General features: G+C 64.4%; 13 protein-coding genes and 1 tRNA gene. 5 read left to right on the forward strand and 9 right to left on the reverse strand.

The genetic code is table 11. From position 1 onward, the window contains the following. Positions 1 to 43: 43 nt before the first annotated feature. Together AC1RZR_RS03655 and AC1RZR_RS03660 are read right to left on the reverse strand one after the other, a co-directional pair. Positions 44 to 1,582 (reverse strand): sugar ABC transporter ATP-binding protein, encoded by a 1,539-nt coding sequence (locus AC1RZR_RS03655; protein ID WP_481829011.1) that lies wholly within the window; start codon positions 1,580 to 1,582, stop codon positions 44 to 46. A 122-nt stretch (positions 1,583 to 1,704) separates the two neighbouring features. Further along, complete coding sequence (locus tag AC1RZR_RS03660) at positions 1,705 to 2,667, reverse strand: sugar-binding protein (RefSeq protein ID WP_477268172.1); 963 nt, start codon at positions 2,665 to 2,667, stop codon at positions 1,705 to 1,707. A gap of 577 nt (positions 2,668 to 3,244) precedes the next feature. Here AC1RZR_RS03660 and AC1RZR_RS03665 point away from each other — a divergent pair. Beyond that, positions 3,245 to 4,354, forward strand: a complete 1,110-nt coding sequence (locus AC1RZR_RS03665; RefSeq protein ID WP_477268174.1) for a LacI family DNA-binding transcriptional regulator — start codon at positions 3,245 to 3,247, stop codon at positions 4,352 to 4,354. Between the two features lie 76 nt (positions 4,355 to 4,430). Further along, positions 4,431 to 5,507: an NAD(P)H-dependent flavin oxidoreductase gene (locus AC1RZR_RS03670; protein WP_481827667.1), complete on the forward strand. Its 1,077-nt coding sequence runs from the start codon at positions 4,431 to 4,433 to the stop codon at positions 5,505 to 5,507. 149 nt (positions 5,508 to 5,656) lie between these two features. Here AC1RZR_RS03670 and AC1RZR_RS03675 read toward each other — a convergent pair whose 3' ends face one another. The 4 genes from AC1RZR_RS03675 to AC1RZR_RS03690 form a co-directional block, all read right to left on the reverse strand. After that, positions 5,657 to 6,412, reverse strand: a complete 756-nt coding sequence (locus AC1RZR_RS03675; protein ID WP_481827668.1) for an ATP-binding cassette domain-containing protein — start codon at positions 6,410 to 6,412, stop codon at positions 5,657 to 5,659. After that, entirely contained in the window at positions 6,405 to 7,463 is a 1,059-nt protein-coding gene (locus AC1RZR_RS03680) for an ABC transporter permease subunit (protein WP_477268180.1), read from the reverse strand. Before AC1RZR_RS03680 ends, AC1RZR_RS03675 begins: the two co-directional genes overlap by 8 nt. 129 nt (positions 7,464 to 7,592) lie before the next feature. Continuing rightward, positions 7,593 to 8,570: an ABC transporter substrate-binding protein gene (locus tag AC1RZR_RS03685; RefSeq protein WP_379104711.1), complete on the reverse strand. Its 978-nt coding sequence runs from the start codon at positions 8,568 to 8,570 to the stop codon at positions 7,593 to 7,595. A gap of 425 nt (positions 8,571 to 8,995) precedes the next feature. Next, positions 8,996 to 9,901 carry a sugar-binding transcriptional regulator gene (locus AC1RZR_RS03690; RefSeq protein ID WP_481827669.1) on the reverse strand — a complete coding sequence of 302 codons (906 nt, stop codon included), beginning with the start codon at positions 9,899 to 9,901 and terminating at the stop codon, positions 8,996 to 8,998. 282 nt (positions 9,902 to 10,183) lie between these two features. Between AC1RZR_RS03690 and AC1RZR_RS03695 the strand changes: the two genes are divergently transcribed. Further along, on the forward strand, positions 10,184 to 11,089 hold the full coding sequence (locus AC1RZR_RS03695; RefSeq protein WP_477268185.1) for a tagatose-bisphosphate aldolase: 906 nt from the start codon (positions 10,184 to 10,186) through the stop codon (positions 11,087 to 11,089). Between the two features lie 221 nt (positions 11,090 to 11,310). Continuing rightward, entirely contained in the window at positions 11,311 to 12,810 is a 1,500-nt protein-coding gene (locus tag AC1RZR_RS03700) for an ROK family protein (RefSeq protein ID WP_481827670.1), read from the forward strand. 94 nt (positions 12,811 to 12,904) lie between these two features. Here AC1RZR_RS03700 and AC1RZR_RS03705 read toward each other — a convergent pair. The 3 genes from AC1RZR_RS03705 to AC1RZR_RS03715 form a co-directional block, all read right to left on the reverse strand. After that, positions 12,905 to 12,981: transfer RNA gene (locus AC1RZR_RS03705), tRNA-Arg, on the reverse strand. A gap of 294 nt (positions 12,982 to 13,275) precedes the next feature. Then, the gene (locus AC1RZR_RS03710; protein ID WP_481827671.1) at positions 13,276 to 14,199 is read right to left on the reverse strand and encodes a DUF1003 domain-containing protein; all 924 of its coding nucleotides are present in this window, start codon (positions 14,197 to 14,199) and stop codon (positions 13,276 to 13,278) included. A gap of 428 nt (positions 14,200 to 14,627) precedes the next feature. After that, positions 14,628 to 15,554 (reverse strand): D-alanyl-D-alanine carboxypeptidase family protein, encoded by a 927-nt coding sequence (locus tag AC1RZR_RS03715; protein WP_481827672.1) that lies wholly within the window; start codon positions 15,552 to 15,554, stop codon positions 14,628 to 14,630. Between the two features lie 193 nt (positions 15,555 to 15,747). On the opposite strand from AC1RZR_RS03715, the gene AC1RZR_RS03720 reads away from it, so the two are divergent. Next, entirely contained in the window at positions 15,748 to 17,562 is a 1,815-nt protein-coding gene (locus tag AC1RZR_RS03720; protein ID WP_481827673.1) for a methyl-accepting chemotaxis protein, read from the forward strand. Positions 17,563 to 17,748 lie beyond the last annotated feature (186 nt).

Raw genomic sequence — 17,748 nt, forward strand, 5'->3', positions numbered from 1 at the left:
TTCTACAAAGTGTTTCCCGCGACCGGACCGCGGCGGAACAAAGCTATTTCGGCTGCTTGCCCACCGCCAGCAGCAGCACGTTTTCCTGGCTGAACTGTTCCTTGTCGAGAATGCCCGAGATCTGGCCCTCATGCATGACGGCGATGCGGTCGGATACGCCGATCACCTCCTCCATGTCGCTGGAGATCATCAGCACGGCGACGCCGGCATCGGCGAGTGCACGCATCAGCCCGTAGATTTCCGCCTTGGCGCCGATGTCGATGCCGCGTGTCGGCTCGTCGAGGATCATCACCTTCGGGCTCATGGCGAGCCACTTGCCGAGCACGACTTTCTGCTGGTTGCCACCCGATAGCGTGCCGGTGCGCGTCTGCACCGACGGCGCCCTGATGCCGAGATTGGTCTTCTGCTTCTCGGCGGTGGCGGTCTCGGCACTTGCCGAAACCAGGGAGCGGCGCGCATGCGCCGGAAGATTGGGCAGCGAGATGTTCTGGGCGATCGACAGGTCGAGCAGGATGCCGGTCAGCTTGCGGTCCTCGGGCACGAGGAAAATGCCGTGCGCGACGGCGTCCGCCGCCGAGCCCAGCACAAGCGGCTTGCCGTCGAGTTCGAGCGCGCCGCCAAGGCTGCTGTCGATGCCGAAGAACACTCGCGCCAGTTCGGTGCGGCCGGAGCCGACAAGCCCGGCAAGGCCGAGGATTTCGCCGCGCCTGACATCGAGGTCGACCGGCCGGCCGGGATAGGCGGGGGTGCGGATGGCTTTGGCCGAGAGTGCGACGGCGCCCGGCGCCCGCGCGGCCTCGGAAGCCTTCTCGCGCTCCTTCAGCATGCGGCCGATCATCAGCTTGACCATCTGGTCGTGGTTGATGACGCTCTTCTGCAGCGTACCGGCGAGCATGCCGTCGCGCAGCACGACGACGCGGTCGGCGACACGCTCGACCTCGTGCAGCCGGTGCGAAATGAAGATGACGCTGATGCCGTCGGCCTTCAGCGCCTTGATGACGTCGAGCAGTTTGTCGGTTTCGGCGAGAGGCAGGCTCGATGTCGGCTCGTCGAGGATGACCAGCCTTGCCTTGATCGAGAGCGCCTTGGCGATCTCGACCATCTGCTGCTGGGCCAGCGACAAGGCGGAGACCGGCGTGTCGGCGGAGAAATTGGCGCCGACGCGCTTCAACAGCGGCGCCACCATGGTGCGCAGCCTGGCGCGGTCGACGAGCTTGAGCGGCCCGGCGCGCAACGGCTCGCGGCCGAAGAAGATGTTGGCGGCAACGTCGAGATTCTCGAACAGGTTGAGTTCCTGGTGGACGAAGGCGATGCCGGAACCGAGACTGGCTTCGACGGAAAGCCCATCATGCGCGATGCCGTCGACGGTGACGGTGCCGGTGTCGGGCCTGGTGACGCCGCCGAGGATCTTCATCAATGTCGATTTGCCGGCGCCATTCTCGCCGACGAGGCCGATGACCTCGCCCGGCCTGACCTCCATGGAGAAGCCATCGAGCGCGACGACGCCCGGATAGGTCTTGCGCACGTTCTCGAGGCTGAGGAACGGGATGGACGCGGTTAAGGATGTGTCGGAATAATTCATCATGCCTGACAGCAGCCGGTGGGCCGTTTTTGGTCCATCTTCAGACTGACGATCCTCACGGTGTTCGTCAATGCGAGCAGCCGGCTCAAGGCGAACTTGAGCCGGCTGAACTGCCTGTGGTCTCAGTTTCCGGACATCGCCTTCAGATTGGCGGCATAGGCGTCGACGTCATCCTTGCCGATGATCTTGGTCGGGATGATGATGAGGCCGCCCTCCGGGATGCCCGACTTGTCGCCCTTGAGATAGGCAGCCATCAGCTTCATGCCCTGATAGGCCCATTCGAAGGGCTGCTGCACGACGGTGGCGGCAACTGTGCCTTCCTTGACGCCACCCAGCGTGATCGGATCGTCATCGAAGCCGACGACGGTGATCGAGCCGAGCTTGCCGGCGTCGCGCAGCGCTTCATAGATTCGCGGCGTGTTGTAGGAGTAGAAGCCGACCATGCATGTGACGTCGGGGCTGGCGACCAGCGCGTCCTCGACATTCTTCTTGGCGCGGGCCTGGTCGATGTCGTCGCCGCGCACGTCGATGAGTTCGATCTTGGTCCCGGCCAGCCCATCCTTCATGCCCTGGATGCGCTCCTTGGCATTGTCGGCGCCGAGCAGGCCGACGAAGCCGAGGCACTTGCCGCCATTGGGCATCGCCTTCTTGGCGATCTCGGCCGCCTGCTTGCCGGCATCGACATTGGACGAGCCGATATAGGCGACGCGCTTGGTCTGCGGAGCGTCGCTGTCGGTGGTGAACAGCGCCGTTTGCGAGGCGATCTTGTTGAGACCATCGGTGGAGGTCTTCGGATCGACCGCCGAGACCATGATGCCCTTCACGCCGGCCGTCACCAGATCGTCCATCAGCCGCTGCTGGATGGCGACCGAGGACTGCTCGGGATATTTAAGCTCCAGGGTGTAGTCCGGCAGCTCGCCTTGCGCCTTCTTGACGCCGGCTTCGGCGGCCTTCCAGAAATCGGAAGCGCCGTTGACGACAAAGGCCAGCGTCGGCTTGTCGTCGGCGCGCGCGATTGCCGTCGCCGACAAGCCGAGCAGCAGCACAGCTGTGGCTACGGATGCATTTCGTATCAAGGATTTCATGTTCAACCTCCCGTTTGGTTCAGTCGTTCGACTGACCGATCTTGCACTGACCTGATTTGCCGTTTGCAGCTTGGACGCCCTCCTCCTCAAAGGGTTCCCGACACCGAAAGAATGGCGGCGTTCCAGCCACGATCACGGACCTTAGAGACTCATCCATCGTTCGTAAATAGTCCGATTTGTCTGACATATCACATGTCCGAGACAAGCTTGCGGAGATAGGATCCGCTCGCCATCAGGCCATTCACGCTCACTCCCTCCGCTCCCGACCCAACCGGGCCGGACGCGACGGATTGACGGTACAGCGCATCATTGTATTAGTAAACAGTATTAGTTGCGAGGCGATATTTCAGGGCATACTGCGGTTTCGGGGCATGTCGGCCGGCAATCGGATGCGCTGGCCGTATCCAAGCCGAGCCTTGTGGTTTTTGGGTTTCGGACTGAGGTAACGGCGTTGTGGATGGACCACTAGATCACTAATAGATATAAATGGCGATGACGATTCCTATAAATCGATAATGTCAGGCCATCTTGTCGGCCTGACCGGCTGCCGCTAGACAGGCCTAGGATTGGGGATGCCATGAGCGAGACGACGGATCCGGAAGCCCTTGATACGGCGCGGCGGCGCAAGCCGCCGGCGAAGAGCGCCAGGGGTCGCGTCACCATGACCGACATCGCGAGAGCCGCCGGCTGCTCGCAGGCGACCGTTTCCTTCGTGCTCAACAATTCGCCCGGCATCAAGCTGTCGCAGCAGACGCGCGAACGGGTGATCGAGGCCGCGCGTGCGCTCGGCTATTCGCCGCCGGCCTTCTCGGCGTTGCAAAAGCCGCTTCCAGCCTTCGAAGGGCTTGACGGCGTGATCGGCTTCGCCGTCGATCAGCTCGCCACCAGCCCGGAAGCCGTGGTCGCCATCGAGGGCGCACGCCAAGCCTCGTGGAATGCCGGCAACGTGCTGCTGGTGGCGCAGACGCTAGGCGATTCCGTCATGGAGCCACGTGCCATCGCGGCTCTGACCAAGCGAGGCATTTCGGCGCTGATCTACATGACCATCTTCACCCGCGAGATCGTCGCGCCCGATTATCTCTACGGCCTCGACATACCGGTGATCCTGCTCAACTGCTACACGGCGGACTACGCCTTCCCGGCCGTGGTGCCGAGCGAGATCGCCGGCGGCCAGAGCTCCACCCGCCATCTGATCAGTCACGGCCATCGCCGCATCGCCACCATCACCGGCGAACCCTGGATGCAGGCCGCGCAGGACCGGCTGAAGGGCTATCGCCGGGCGCTCGCCACCGCCGACATCCCGTTCGACCCGGAACTGGTGGTCGAAGGCGACTGGTCGGCAAGCGCCGGCTATGCCGCGACCGTCAAGCTGCTGGCGCTGAAGGACCGGCCGACCGCCATCTTCTGCCAGAACGACCGCACCGCGATCGGCTGCTACGAGGCGTTGAAGGAAGCCGGCCTGCACATCCCGCAGGATATTTCCGTCGTCGGCTACGACGACGAAGAAATCGCCCGCCATCTCTTTCCACCGCTGACGACCTCGATCCTGCCGCACATGGCGATGGGCCAATGGGCGATCGAACAGCTGGAGGCGCCGGCGGCTCCGGGGCGGGGGCGGTATCCCATCACCAAGCTGGAGTGCCCACTGGTGGAGCGGGAGAGCGTAAGGGTGGTGGCGCCGACATAATTCCGGTGACCTGACCCCAACCTAGTCCTATGCTGCGATTTCGTGCGATCCTCCCTTGGGTAGTGGAACGTCGCTCATGTGGCCGAACCGTCGCCTATGCGATCTGCTGAAGATCGAGCATCCGATCATCCAGGCCCCGATGGCTGGTTCGGCAACGCCAGAACTTGCCGCGGCAGTGAGCAATGCCGGCGGGTTGGGATCGCTCGGCTGCGCATCGATGCTGCCAGATGCTCTGCGCAACGTTGTCCGCCAGCTGCGCGGCTGGACGGAAAATCCGTTTAATCTCAATTTCTTCGTCTATCCGCAGCCCCACACGAGTGACACCGTCCTGGCACAGACCATCGACAGGTTGCGGCCCTACTATGAGGAGCTGTCGCTTGGCGCGCCGCCTGCGCGGCTTCCACCGATCGGGCCGGGCTTCGACGAAGCGAAGCTTGATCTCGTGCTGGAGGTGCACCCGCCTGTCGTCAGTTTCCACTTTGGCATTCCGGACCAGGCTGCGATCGCCAGACTGAAGAAGGCCGGTATCGTGATCTTGAGTTCGGCGACGACCGTTGCCGAGGCGCGCAAGCTTGCCGAGAGTGGAGCCGACGCGGTCATCGCCCAGGGATGGGAGGCGGGAGGGCACCGCGGCTCTCACGTTCCGAACGGTTCAGGTGACGGCGTGGGAACGATGGCGCTGGTTCCCCAGGTCGTGGATGCCATCGATCTTCCAATTATTGCCGCGGGAGGCATTGCCGACGGTCGAGGCATAGCGGCCGCCTTTGCCCTTGGCGCCAGCGGCGTCCAGATCGGCACTGGCTTTCTGTCCTGCGACGAGGCCGGCACCGATGCGCCGCGCCGCGCCCTGATCCGGTCTGCGACCGACATGGACACAATGGTCAGCAATGCCTTTTCCGGCCGCGCGGCGCGGATGAGGCGCACACGCTACGTCCTCGAGATGGAAGAGCGCCGGACGCGGCTTCCGGATTTCCCGCAAATGGTCGCGCTCAGCACCCCACTCGGCGATGCCGAACGCGCAACGGGGCGTGGGGACTTCGGCTTTCACCTCTACGGGCAAGCTGCCTCATTGAACCGGGAGCTTCCGGCAGAGCAGTTGATGCGCACGCTCGTCGCCGAGACAGAAGTGATATTCGGCGCCCTCTCGGCATAATATGGCGCCAGGCTCGCGGTGCTGGCCAACGGCATTCCCGCCTCGGGCAAAAGCACGGTCTCGCGCGGCATAGCCGAGCACGATCACCAAGCTGGAGTGCCCTTCGAGCGAAGCGTCGGGTTAAAAGCGTCGGCTCGCGCGCCGGCGCCTTATCCGCCAACCATCAGCTTGACGACTTCGTCGTGGTTCGTCTCCGAGATCTTGCGCTCCCCGGCCTGGACGCCGCGCCGAAGCACGACGATGCGATCCGAAACGGCGAAGATGTCCTGCAGATTGTGCGAGATGAAGATCACGCCGCGACCTTGCGCCTTGAGTTGGTGGATGAGCGCGATGACCTTGCGCTGTTCGGGCACGCCAAGTGCCGCGGTCGGTTCGTCCATGATCAGGATCTGCGCGTCCCAGTAGACGGCCCGGCCGATGGCGACAGCCTGCCGCTGGCCGCCGGAGAAATTGCTGACCGGGGCATCGAGCCGGCTGACATGGAAGTCCAGCCGCCCCATGGTCTGCTTGGCGGCCACGGCCATGGCCTTGCGGTCGAGCACCGGCAGGAAGCCGAAGGCCTTGCGCATCGGTTCACGGCCGAGGAAGATATTGGCGCCGATGGACAAATTGTCGGCCAGCGCCAGGTCCTGGTAGATGGTCTCGATGCCTTTTTCGCGCGCCTCCTGCGGTGTCGCGAAGGTCACCGGCTGCCCGCTGAGCAGGATCTCGCCGCCCGTCGGCTGAAACACCCCCGATATCGCCTTGATCAGCGTTGTCTTGCCGGCACCGTTGTCGCCCGCCAGCGCCACCACCTCGCCCGGCCGCACGACCATGGAGAAATCGTTGAGCGCCTGGACGGCACCAAAATGCTTGGAGAGGTGGCGGACTTCGAGAAGCGGTATGGCTTGTTGCGAATTATTCATCCTGGCGAGCTCCACTGAACCGGCGCTGCGCCTGGTCGATAAGGACGGAGATGATGATGACGACGCCGACGGCGATGAACTGCCAGAACGGCTCGACATTGACGAAGACCAGCCCGTACTGGATGACCGCGATCACCAGGGCACCGGCGACCGTGCCGAAGATGGTGCCGGATCCGCCGAACAGGCTGGCGCCGCCGATCACGACGGCCGCGACGCTGTCGAGCAGCAAGGGCTCGCCGGCCTGGGCGGCACCGGCGGTGAAGCGCGCCGCATAGAGCGCGCCACCGAGGCCGGCGCACATCGCCGAAAGCACGTAGAGACGCAGGATATGCCCCCTGATGTCGATGCCGGCGCGACGCGCCGCCTGCACGTTGGCGCCGATGGCGTAGTTGTGCTGGCCGAACCGGGTCTGGCTCAGGATGTAGTGCATGACGATGACGAAGACGGCAGTGATCATGACAAGATAGGGCACGCCGTAGAACTTGCCGTTGCCGAGCAGCGCGAACCAGGAATTCTGCACCGGCACCGTGGTGCCGCCGGCCAGCAGGAAAGCAGCACCGCGCGCCACGCCGAACATGCCAAGCGTGCCGATGAAGGGCGGGATTCTGAGCCGCGAGATCAAAAGGCCGTTGATGACGCCCGGCACGCCGGCGACAAGCACGGCGGCCAGAATGCCCGCCAGCATGGCCAGCGGCAGCGGGATCGCGGCGCCCGCCATGTTGGTGGCGTGGGCGGCAATGACGGCCGCAAGGCCCATGATGAAGCCCAGCGAGAGGTCGATGCCTCCCGAAATGATGACGAATGTCTGCCCGGTCGCAAGCAGCAGCGGCGCCACGGCAAAGATCGCGATGGACTGCACGTTGAACGGGTTGAGCACGAAGGTCGCGCCGAAGGAGAGCCGCGACCAGACCTCGAAGCAGATGATCAGGCCGGCGAGGAACAGCCAGGCGCGGCCTTCGGCGATGCGTCCGAGCAACGTCCTGGCCGGATCACCATGATCCGCCTGAGGGGCGACATGGGTTTCGCCTTGGATTGGGGATGTTGAAGTCATGAATGGTTCCGATCCGCGGCGCGGCCTCCGTCAAACAGGGTCCCGGGGTCACCCGGCGCTGGTCTCCTCCCGGCAGGCGGGCAGGAGACCAGGTCGGCTGGGCTCATTCGGAATAGAGCCCCTTGGGGCTCATTCGGAATAAAGGTACTTCGAAATGTTCGGGTCCGCGATGTTGGACTTGTCCATGATCGTGAAGCCGGTGCCGATCGCAACCGGGATCGAATGACCGGTCAGGTGTGCATAGGCCGAAACGACCCCGAAATAGCCGATCTCGGCCGGATGCTGGGCGATCGCAACGTCGACCAGGCCGGTGTTGATGTTGTCGACGATGCTGGTCGGCGCGTCGAACGCCACGACCTTGACGGTGCCGCTCTGCCCGGCCTGCTTGACGCCGTTGGCGGCACCAAGAGCGGAGAACAGGTTGGCGCCGAACACACCGACGAGATCGGGATTGCGCGCGAACACGGCCTGCAGCTGCGAGGCTGCCTTGTTGGCGTCGTCGTCGTTGAACTGGGTCTCGAGCACGGTGATGCCCGTATGCTTGGCCATCTCCTTCTTGAAGCCTTCTTCACGCTGGTCGGTGGTCGAGATGCCAGGCTTGACGTTCGAAACGTAGACCTTGCCCTTGTCGCCAATCGCGGTGGCCAAGGCCCGTGCGGCGATCTCGCCGCCCAGAACATTATCCGACGCAATGTAGGCCAGCGGGAAATCCGCATCGCCGGCGCCGGTCTGGTAGACGCCGCTGCCGATGAAGGTGTCGACGGTGATCACCGGAATGCCGGCGTCATTGGCCTTGCGCAGCGGCTCGACCAATTGAACCTTGTCGGTCGGCGCGATCAGGATGGCGTCCGGCTTCTTGGCGATGACCGCGTCAAGCACGGGGACCTGCGTGACCGGATTGAAATCCGGGGCGCCCTGGAAAACCAGGTTCACGCCAAGGGCATCGGCCGCGGCCTGGGCGCCCTTGCGCATGGTGATGTAGAAACCATCGGTGGTCAGGCCCGGGACGAGCGCAATGGTGTACTTCTTGTCCTGCGCCTGTGCCGGCGCGATCAGCACCGTTGCGCTGATGGCGAGAGCCGCGAACGCGGCAACAATCTTCCTCATGACATCCTCCTCATGGTGTTGGCAGATTTGCCTTGCGATTGACATCGGAATGGCCGTCAACCCGTTAGGCTACGGATCGCAAATATACTGACGGTCGGAACTCGGGTTTCGCCTGCTTGCGTTACGGGCAGCTCCTCCCAGGCGCCCCCAAAAGTCGTTGGATCAGCCGGTCGAAACCGACCGGCCTGATATCAGCAGTCCCGTTTCCTCGCCTCCGTAAGGTCAAGGGAACCGCGCTGCCCGGCGCGTATGCGGCCGGTCTGCAAGGTTGTAACACTTTGCTGAAAGAAATTGCAACCGGGTATTTCCCCGGTGAAACGCTTTTCAAAATCAGACATCTGTCTGCTCTGTGGAGCCCCTCGCGAGACTATCGCCTCAACCCGCCGATGGCACAACGGGTGATTTTGCAGCTGGCGCGCCCCACACTATCGAGGTGACAGCGCCTCGAGAATCGCCTGAGCCGTCTTGGTGTCCGTTATCAGGGCATTGATGAGCCCGGCGCGGACGGCGCCGATGATGGCCGTCGCCTTCTCCGGCGAGGCGGCAACACCGATCACCAGCGGGACGGCGCGAAGCTGGGCCGGCGACATGGCGATCATCCGGCTCTCCCCTTCCCACGCGATGAGGGTGCCGTCAGCATCGAAATAATGGCGAAGGACATCTCCAGCCGCTTGAAACAGCGCCTGCTCACTCAGCGTCGCCGCACTCGCCTCGGGTGGGTTGATGGCATGCGGCAGGCCGATGCCGACGATCGCGACATCGGTCCGGTCCCAGAGTGCGACACTGTCACGAATAGCCGCGTCGCCAAGGAAGACGTCGCGCAATTCGGTGGATGGCAGGTAGGGCGCATGGATGAAATGCGGTGTGCCGCCGAATTCCTCGGCGGCCAGCCGCACGAACTCGTTGATCTGGAAATGCGCCGCCTGCTGCTGCATGCCGCCGGTGGCGGCGACGGTCAGAACGCCGGGAATGCGCGGCAGGCCGGCGCGGATCACCTCGCGGACGGCGCGGCCCCAGCCGATGGCGACGACCGAGCCGGCGGTCAGCTCGGCTTGCCTCAGCAAGGCGCCGAGCGGTGCGCCGAGCGCCGTCAGGGCGCCGGCTGCCGGCGTCTCGATGACCGCCGCATTGCGAAGCCCAAGCCCGTCGATCAGCTGCATGGTGATCACCTCGGGCGTTGCAATATCGAGAACCTCGATCCGCACGATGCCCTCCGCCCGCGCCCGCTGCAGGAGACGCGATATGGTGGCGGTCGAGACACCGAGCCGCCGCGCGATATCGACCTGCGACATCTCCGCCTCGTAGTGCATCTTGGCGACCGTATGCAGCATCGTGCGCGATGCGGCCGCATCGTTTGCGGGAGGGGCAGACAGCTTGCAATTCCTTTCAGCAATGTGTTACAGGGTCGGCGACCGATCGAGTTATCGCGCAAATCCGGCAGGTTCGCAACGTGGGTTCGTTCCCGCCAGACAGTGTGGGCCGGGCCGGAATTGCCGGTTCGATAGCGCATCAAAGCGCAAGACCTGCCTGCCGACCGGCAGGTAAAAAACTGAACCTTCTTGTTCCACGGAATTGCGCCCGGGTGAATGGGCGCCAACATCGGACAAAACACCATGACAAAGATGACGACGGCGGAGTTGCGCGGCTACCAGCAGATCTGCGGCAAGGACGGGGCAATGATGGCCATCGCCTGTGACCAGCGCGGCGGCATGCGGACCTTGCTGGCGTCGGACCCCGAAGACCAGGCCAGGATCACCAACGACATGCTGGGCGACACCAAGGCCGACATCACGCGATACCTCGCCAGCCAGGCATCCTGCGTGCTGCTCGACCCGCTCTGCGCGGTGCCGCGCGTTGTCGACGAAGGGGTCCTGAACCGCGATACGGCCCTGCTCATCGGCCTCGACGCCTCCGGCTTCGACGTCTCGCCCGCCGGCTACCGGCTGTCGCGTCTCGTCCCCGGCATCGACGCGCGCCGGGTGCGCGAACTGGGCGGCACCGGCGGCAAGATCATGGTCTATCTGCGTGCCGACAAGCCCGAGGCGAACGAGCACAACATCGCCATCCTGCGCCAGTGCATTGCCGATTTCGGCAAGGAGGACCTGCTGCTCGTCGTCGAGTTCCTGACCTATCAACTCGATGGCGAAAGCCTGGAGGACTATACGGCCAAAATTCCGTCGCTGGTCGAGGAGGGCACAAGGATTTCCCTGGACTGCGGGGCAAAGGTGCTCAAGCTTCCCTATCCAGGCACGCCGGAAGCCTGCGCCAGGATCACCAGCATGGCCGGCGAGGTGCCGTGGGCGGTGCTGTCGGCCGGCGTCAACCACGCGACGTTCCTCGGCCAGGTCGAAATCGCCATGAAGAACGGCGCCTCGGGTGTCATCGCCGGCCGCTCGCTGTGGAAGGACTGCATCTCGCTCGACCGTGACATTCAGCGTGAAAAGCTCAGGACCATCGCCGTGTCGAGATTGCGCGAGCTTCAGGCGGTGATCGGAAACTATCGCCGCAAGGCGGCCTAGCTGTTGTCGGTATTCAGGTGATGCCGGCCTGCGAATGGCGGTTTCCCGCGCCTCCGGTGCTCACGTACAACAAGTACGCTCCGCTCCGGTTCTCGGAAGCCATCATTCTCGACTCGGCCTGACCTGACTCTCGACATACCTTGGAGCAAGGCCAGACAAGTACGGGACGTCATGCCTCGACCATGATCCCGAAAAGTGGGAACCGGTTTTCGGAAAAGATCATGGTCAAACCGCAAGATAGTTCGATGGCCATTGGGATCGATATCGGCGGCACCAATTTGCGCGCCGCCCACATTTCCAGCACGGGCGAAATCCTCAGGCGCCTGTCCGAGAAGAGCGCGCCCGACCCGGAGCTGGTGCTCGGCCGGATCGCCGACATGGTGCGCCAGCTCGATGCCCGCGACGTGACGGCCATCGGCGTCGGCGTGCCCGGGCGCGTCGATGCGCGGCGCGGCGCGGTGCTGTCCGGAGGCTATGTCGACCTCGCATCGGTCGCGCTCGCGCAACGGCTGGAAGGCATGGCCGGCAAGCCCGTCGTCATCGACAATGACTGCAACATGGCGCTGATTGCCGAGATGGCGCGGGGCGCCGCCAAAGGCCATGACAACATCGTCATGTTCACCATCGGCACCGGCATTGGCGGCGCCGTCGTCCAGCACAGGAAGATCGTGCGCGGCAAGGCGACGGCGGGCCAGCTCGGCCATATCGGCGTCGACGTCAACGGCGAGCCTTGCATCTGCGGCCGGCGCGGCTGCGTCGAAACCACCAGCTCCGGCACAGCACTTGGCCGCCACATCGCCCGCGCCGGCCTCGGTCCCGACGTTTCTATCGATCAGCTTTTCGCCCGGGATGCCGGCGGCGACGCTGTCGCGCGCGGCATACTGGATGCCTGGGCCAGGCCGTTCAGGGCGGCGATCGACACGGCGGTCGCCATGTTCGCCCCCGACCTGGTGCTGCTCGGCGGCGGACTTGGCCAGGCGGCGCACAGGGCACTTGCCAGGGCCCCCGCTCTCGCTGCCTGGTTCCAGTGCCCGGTGGAGCCGGCGCAGCTCGGCGACGACGCCGGCGTCATCGGCGCCGGCCTGCAGGCGATGGCGGCACAGGCGCTAGCCAGCCAGGTGTCGCCCCAGGCGTCGCCCCGAGTGTCGCCGGTCTCTTTGCCATCCGCCCGGCCCCGTCCCGATCGCGGCCGGCGCGCCGTGCTCGTCAACGGCATCCCCGCCAGCGGCAAGAGCACGGTCTCGCGCGGCATCACAGAGCGCATGGGCTGGCCCTTGCTGGCGCTGGACACGATCAAGAACCCGTTCCTTGAAGTGCTCGGCGGCGGCGATCGCGCGTTCAACCGCACGCTCGGCCGCGCCAGCTACCAGGCCATCTGGTCGGTCGTCGCGGAAGCGCCTTCGGGCAGCATTTTCGTCGTCGATGCCTGGTTCGGCTTCCAGCCGCGCCAGGTGCTCGAGGACCATTTGCGCCGGGCCGGCGTCGAAGAGACCTTCGAGATCTGGTGCCACGCCCCCGGCGACGTCCTGGCCGAACGCTACCGCGCCCGCCTCGACCAGCGCCTCCCCGGCCATCCCGGTGCCGCCTACATCCCCGAACTGATCGAACTGGCCAAACGCGCCGAGCCGCTGCGGCGCGGACCGCTGTTTGAGGTTGATACGACGAAGGCGATTAATTTCGAGGCGATTGTGGGGTGGCTGCGGGGGGTGATGCAGGGGTAAGGTGGGCGCTGGGCCCGATGCCCGCTTTGGGCCAAAAGTGTTACCCATGTCTGCGGTATAGTAAACTATGTGCCCGGAACGGACCTTGGAGGTCTGGCGCACCCGACAGGATTCGAACCTGTGACCTCTGCCTTCGGAGGGCAGCGCTCTATCCAGCTGAGCTACGGGTGCTTTCAGGATCGGCGATCCGGAAAACGAACCAGCCGGTGAACCGGCAAGTCACGGCTTCTTAGCGGAAGCCGGGGCGGGCTTCAACGGGCAATTGGCGATTGGCGGTGCGACCTGGCTCGGTGCGTCCAGGTTAGCGGCTGTGAGGGTCGCGCCGCGCCCGGCCCTTCGCAGGCTCCCTGCCCTTCGGGCGTTCAGCCCCTTCAAAGGGTCCACTGGACCTCCTGATCCGCCCGAAGGCGGACCGGGACTTCACCGATCGTTGCTCGAAAAGCCAAGCAATTGGCTTTTCGTCCGCTACGCGGACCGCGCCTCACCTGCCTGCCTCCTGCGTGGCACCCGCTTTGGCTTCTTGGCGCCGGTCAGTTCATGCATGGCGTCGAGCTGCATCTGCTGCATTTCGGCCAGCCGCTGCCATTGGCGCGAGATGAGGTAGTCGAGCTTTTCGTGCAGGTGGCGCACTTCCAGCTCGGCCTTGAGGTTGACCCGGTAGTCGTTGAAGGAGCGCAGGCGGTCCTTGGTCTCCTGCCGCTTCTGGCTCATCATGATGATCGGCGCCTGGATGGCGGCAATGCAGGAGAGCAAGAGGTTGAGCAGGATGAAGGGATAGGGGTCGAAGGCGCTCACCGTGCCCTCGAGCAGGTTGATGCCGATCCACACCAGAAGCACGCTGCCGAACGAGATCAGGAACCACCAGCTGCCGCCGAAGGCCGCCATGTTGTCGGAGACGCGGTCGGCAAACGTGCGGTGCTCCTCGAACTCCTCCTCGCTGTTTTCGGAAATGGTGTCCTGCCTGGCGATCGATTCGACCACCTGGCGGTCGAGCTCGGAGAATTCGCCGTGCTCCTGCTGGAGCAGCTCCTCCATGTAGCGCATGCGGTAGCGGCCTAGCTCGGCGCGGCTGATGCGGGCGCCGGCCGGCAGGTCCGGATGATCGGCGCGGATGCGGTCGGCGAGGCTCGGGCGCAAGGTGTCGATACGGACGAGGTCGCGCTTGCGGAATTTTCGGCCTGAGATCGCCGATGGTTTTTTCTTCGGCTTGCCACGGTGGCCGCCGGGCCCTGATGGTTCCGAGTCCGGCACATCGGGCGTTTCGAGATGCTCGTCCGAACCCTGTTCGGCCTCGAGCTCGTCGGTGGTCGGCGCCTCGAAATATTCGCCGCCGCCATCGTGCTGATTGTCTGCCGCCTGTTCGGGCGGCGCTTTCGGAACGGTGCTCATGGTGCGGGCTCCTGCAATGGTGCTGGATTGAGACGATACGCCAATAGAAGAGAGCTTATCCACCGTCACGGCGGATTTCGCATCGCGTACAAGTGGTTGTGATGATCGGGAGAGGCGGGCCGCAGCCGGCGGCGGTTCGCGGGCCGCGGACCATCGGAGACATTCGAGATTGGCCGAAGCCTCCGCGAAGAAAGCGGGATGGCTCCCGGGGAAGGACGGCAACGGAAACAAAAACCCGCCTTGCGGCGGGTCGATGGCGCAAATCAGCACCATGGCTAAAACAGTAGCATAACTGCCCTCACTTTGCAATCCGCCAGGGGCAGCCGGGCGCGATCCTTACCACAGGCAGCTCGCCCTTCGCAGGCTCAGGGCGTTCGTCGTTCAAAAAGCCAAGCAATTGGCTTTTTGTCCGCTCTGCGGACCACTCCTCACTGCTGAGCGAACATCAGCCTTGTCCTGGTGTCTGCCATATCAGGCGACAGGCTGCGCTGGATCAGCGCCTCGACATGGTCGTTGCGCTGGCGGGCGCTGTCGGCGCCCATCACCACGACGATCAGCTGGCGGCCGTCGGCATTGTAGGAGGTGACGATGTTGAAGCCGGAGGCCCTGATGTAGCCGGTCTTGATGCCGTCGACGCCGCGCACGCGGCCGAGCATGTCGTTGTGGCCGCGCACCAGCCTGCCGCGGAACATGAAATCGCTTTCGGAGAAATAGTGGAACTGCTGCGGGAAGCGGGAATGCAGCGCCATGCCGAGCACCGCCATGTCGCGCGCCGAGGTGTGCTGGTCGGCGTCGGGCAGGCCCGACGCGTTGCGGAACACGGTGCTGGTCATGCCGATCTGGCGCGCCTTGGCGGTCATCATGCCGGCGAACTGCTCCTCCGAGCCGCCGAGATATTCGCCGACCGCCACCGCCACGTCGTTGGCCGACCTGACGACAATGGCGCGGATCGCCGAATCGACGTCGATGGTCTCGCCGCGCCGGAAACGCATCTTGGTCGGCGGCTGCGAGGCGGCATGGCCGGACACCGGGATCTGCGTCTCCTTGGTGACGCGGCCGGTCTCCAGCGCCTCGAACAGCAAATACAGCGTCATCATCTTGGTCAGCGACGCCGGATAGCGCTGCGCCGTCGAATTGACCTCGAACAGCTGCTTGCCGGTCTTGGCATCGACGACGATCGCGGCATATTTCTGCGGCGCCGCCGGCACGGCCAGCACGGCATCCGGCGGCGTCACGGTCGTACAGCCGGCAAGCAGCGCCAGCAGGGGCAGCACCAGCAGGGCAAGCGCCGCGAAAAGCTTCTGGATGAGCGGAAGGGGACGCGGTCTGGACAAGGGCTGGACTGTTCTGGTCATGCTGTTGCTGAGATGAGGCGAAGCTAACGTAACCCGCCAGCTGCGTCCAACAGGTTAATGGCGGTCATACCCAGGATTGTCGTGCATCCCCAGGTTTGCCCCGCCGCGAAATCGCCTGTTTCCTGTCTTCCCTTGCCAAAGCCGCGTTTCCTGTGGGAAGGGGCGTGGTATCTGATAGCTGGGGGGCTTGGGCATGACGAATATCGGGGCGGGCGGCGCAGCGCCGTCGCTTATCAAGGCATCACTCAGCCGCACCGGCAAATGGGCCGGCAGCATCGCCTTTGTCGGCGGCGCGGCTTCCGACATCCTCAATCCGCTGGCGCCGTTCGCCGCCTATATCGCGCTGGTCGCCTCGGTCGCGGCGGTCATCATCGCCATTGCCATCGTGCTCAGGCTGGTGCTGGCGGCCAAGGCGCTGCCGGCGCTGGTGTTCGCCACCAGCGCGGCGGCCGTCGCCGGCGGCGTCTACGGCCTGCAACAGCAGACCAACTCGCAGAACGGGGTGATCGCCAGTCTGGTGCCAGCCATCGCCGGGCTGCAGCAGTCGATGGGCATCGTCTCGGAGAAGGTGGCCAGGATCGAGCAGACCGTCACGCAAACGCAAAAGACGGTCGAAGCGGTCAAGCAGTCGACCGACACGGTGGCGAAGAAGACCGAGGAGATCGCGTCGACCCAGCAGCAGCAGACGCAGCAGACGGCACAAGTGCAGAAGACCGCCGAAGAGGTGAAGAAGCAGACCGAGACGCTGGCCGCCGGCCAGGCGCAGCAGCAGGCCCAGACCGAAAAGCTGCAGGCGACGACCGAGCAGATCGCCGCCTCGATCGACACCATCGCCAAGGGCTTTGCCGCCCTTGCCGCGCAAGGCGGGGCGATCGCCGAGCCGAAGCGACCGGACGAGTTCTATCACAATGCCCGCGTCTACGAGCTGTCCGGCGACATGCTCAATGCGCGGCGCGCCTATCTCGCCTTTGCCGGCTTCGATGTCGACGCCATCGACCCCTATACGCGCTTTGCCACGCTGCTCAGGGTCCAGGACGGCAAGGCCGGCGCCCGCGAAGTGTTCGGCGCGCTTTCCGACAAGGGCAAGGCGCTGTCGATCAAGCTGGTGCATATCCTGCAGTTCGACGACACCCAGCGCCTCGACAAGCTCAATGCCTTCCTGGCGGCCAATGCGGATTTCGCACCGGCCTATTTCCTTTTGGCGCAGGAGTTTTCGGAGGACCGCCTCGGCGCTCAGACCCTGGCCGACAAGCGCAACGAGGCCAAGGCGCTGACCAGGTTCCTGTCTTACGAAAAGGACGGCGGGCTGCTCAAATATTTCGTCGACCAGACCCAGCTCGCCGACTGGCTGGACCGCAGCCGCAGCCGGCTGGCAGCCCTCGGCGACGTGCTCGACCCCTCCCGCTTCGTGCCGACGCTGACGCCGATGCGCTCCAACCAGGGCTGGTCGATGACCATCTCGCTGCCGGAACCGGCGACCGCCATCTCCTGGCGCATGGGCGACAGCGGTCCGTTCACCGACACCGGCTTCCTGGCGGTCAACGACCAGACCACCGGCAAGCCGATGCCCAATCCGAGTTTCGAGCTGTCCGGCAGCACCGTGGCCGGCATCATCGCCGTCAAATATCTCGACATCAGGGGCCGCGAGACCGGGCCGTTCGACATCCGCTTCGACCCCGAGACGGCCCTGCAGCAAGGCGACAAGCAGATCCTCGACCAGTTCTGGACCTCGTGGATCGCCTTCGACGCCAGCGGCAATCACGGCCTGGTCTATTTCACCCAGATGTTGTCCTACCGCTGCGCCATCAAGGAGGTGCATTACAGCCTGAACGGCGCCGCGCTCGACAAGTCGCTCAAGATACCACCTTGCGACAAGAAGGATCCATATTCCATCCCTTACGACTACCAGCCCTATTTCAAGGTCGCCGACAGCGTGACGTCGATGTCGGTGCAGGTCACCTATACCGACGGCACCAAGTCGCCGGTGCGGGAATACAAGCGTCAGTAGCAGGCGCGGCCAGGGTCGAAGCGAGCCCTGATGCAAAATGCCGATTGCGGTGCTTGCGCAAGCGGCGCCGAACGGGTTCTGTTTGCGCCATTACAGCGCCGCGCGTCCTTTCGGACGCGCAAAGGACGCTGTAACGTTTTGATTTTGCGCAGGATCCTTTCCGAAAATCGATTCCGATTTTCGGGG

This window comes from Mesorhizobium bavaricum (assembly GCF_056781655.1).

Coding starts and splice junctions, on each gene's coding strand:
- AC1RZR_RS03655 (WP_481829011.1), bottom strand. CDS start 1,582: ATGAATTATTCCGACACATCCTTAACCGCGTCCATCCCGTTCCTCAGC.
- AC1RZR_RS03660 (WP_477268172.1), bottom strand. CDS start 2,667: ATGAAATCCTTGATACGAAATGCATCCGTAGCCACAGCTGTGCTGCTG.
- AC1RZR_RS03665 (WP_477268174.1), top strand. CDS start 3,245: ATGAGCGAGACGACGGATCCGGAAGCCCTTGATACGGCGCGGCGGCGC.
- AC1RZR_RS03670 (WP_481827667.1), top strand. CDS start 4,431: ATGTGGCCGAACCGTCGCCTATGCGATCTGCTGAAGATCGAGCATCCG.
- AC1RZR_RS03675 (WP_481827668.1), bottom strand. CDS start 6,412: ATGAATAATTCGCAACAAGCCATACCGCTTCTCGAAGTCCGCCACCTC.
- AC1RZR_RS03680 (WP_477268180.1), bottom strand. CDS start 7,463: ATGACTTCAACATCCCCAATCCAAGGCGAAACCCATGTCGCCCCTCAG.
- AC1RZR_RS03685 (WP_379104711.1), bottom strand. CDS start 8,570: ATGAGGAAGATTGTTGCCGCGTTCGCGGCTCTCGCCATCAGCGCAACG.
- AC1RZR_RS03690 (WP_481827669.1), bottom strand. CDS start 9,901: ATGCTGCATACGGTCGCCAAGATGCACTACGAGGCGGAGATGTCGCAG.
- AC1RZR_RS03695 (WP_477268185.1), top strand. CDS start 10,184: ATGACAAAGATGACGACGGCGGAGTTGCGCGGCTACCAGCAGATCTGC.
- AC1RZR_RS03700 (WP_481827670.1), top strand. CDS start 11,311: ATGGTCAAACCGCAAGATAGTTCGATGGCCATTGGGATCGATATCGGC.
- AC1RZR_RS03710 (WP_481827671.1), bottom strand. CDS start 14,199: ATGAGCACCGTTCCGAAAGCGCCGCCCGAACAGGCGGCAGACAATCAG.
- AC1RZR_RS03715 (WP_481827672.1), bottom strand. CDS start 15,554: ATGACCAGAACAGTCCAGCCCTTGTCCAGACCGCGTCCCCTTCCGCTC.
- AC1RZR_RS03720 (WP_481827673.1), top strand. CDS start 15,748: ATGACGAATATCGGGGCGGGCGGCGCAGCGCCGTCGCTTATCAAGGCA.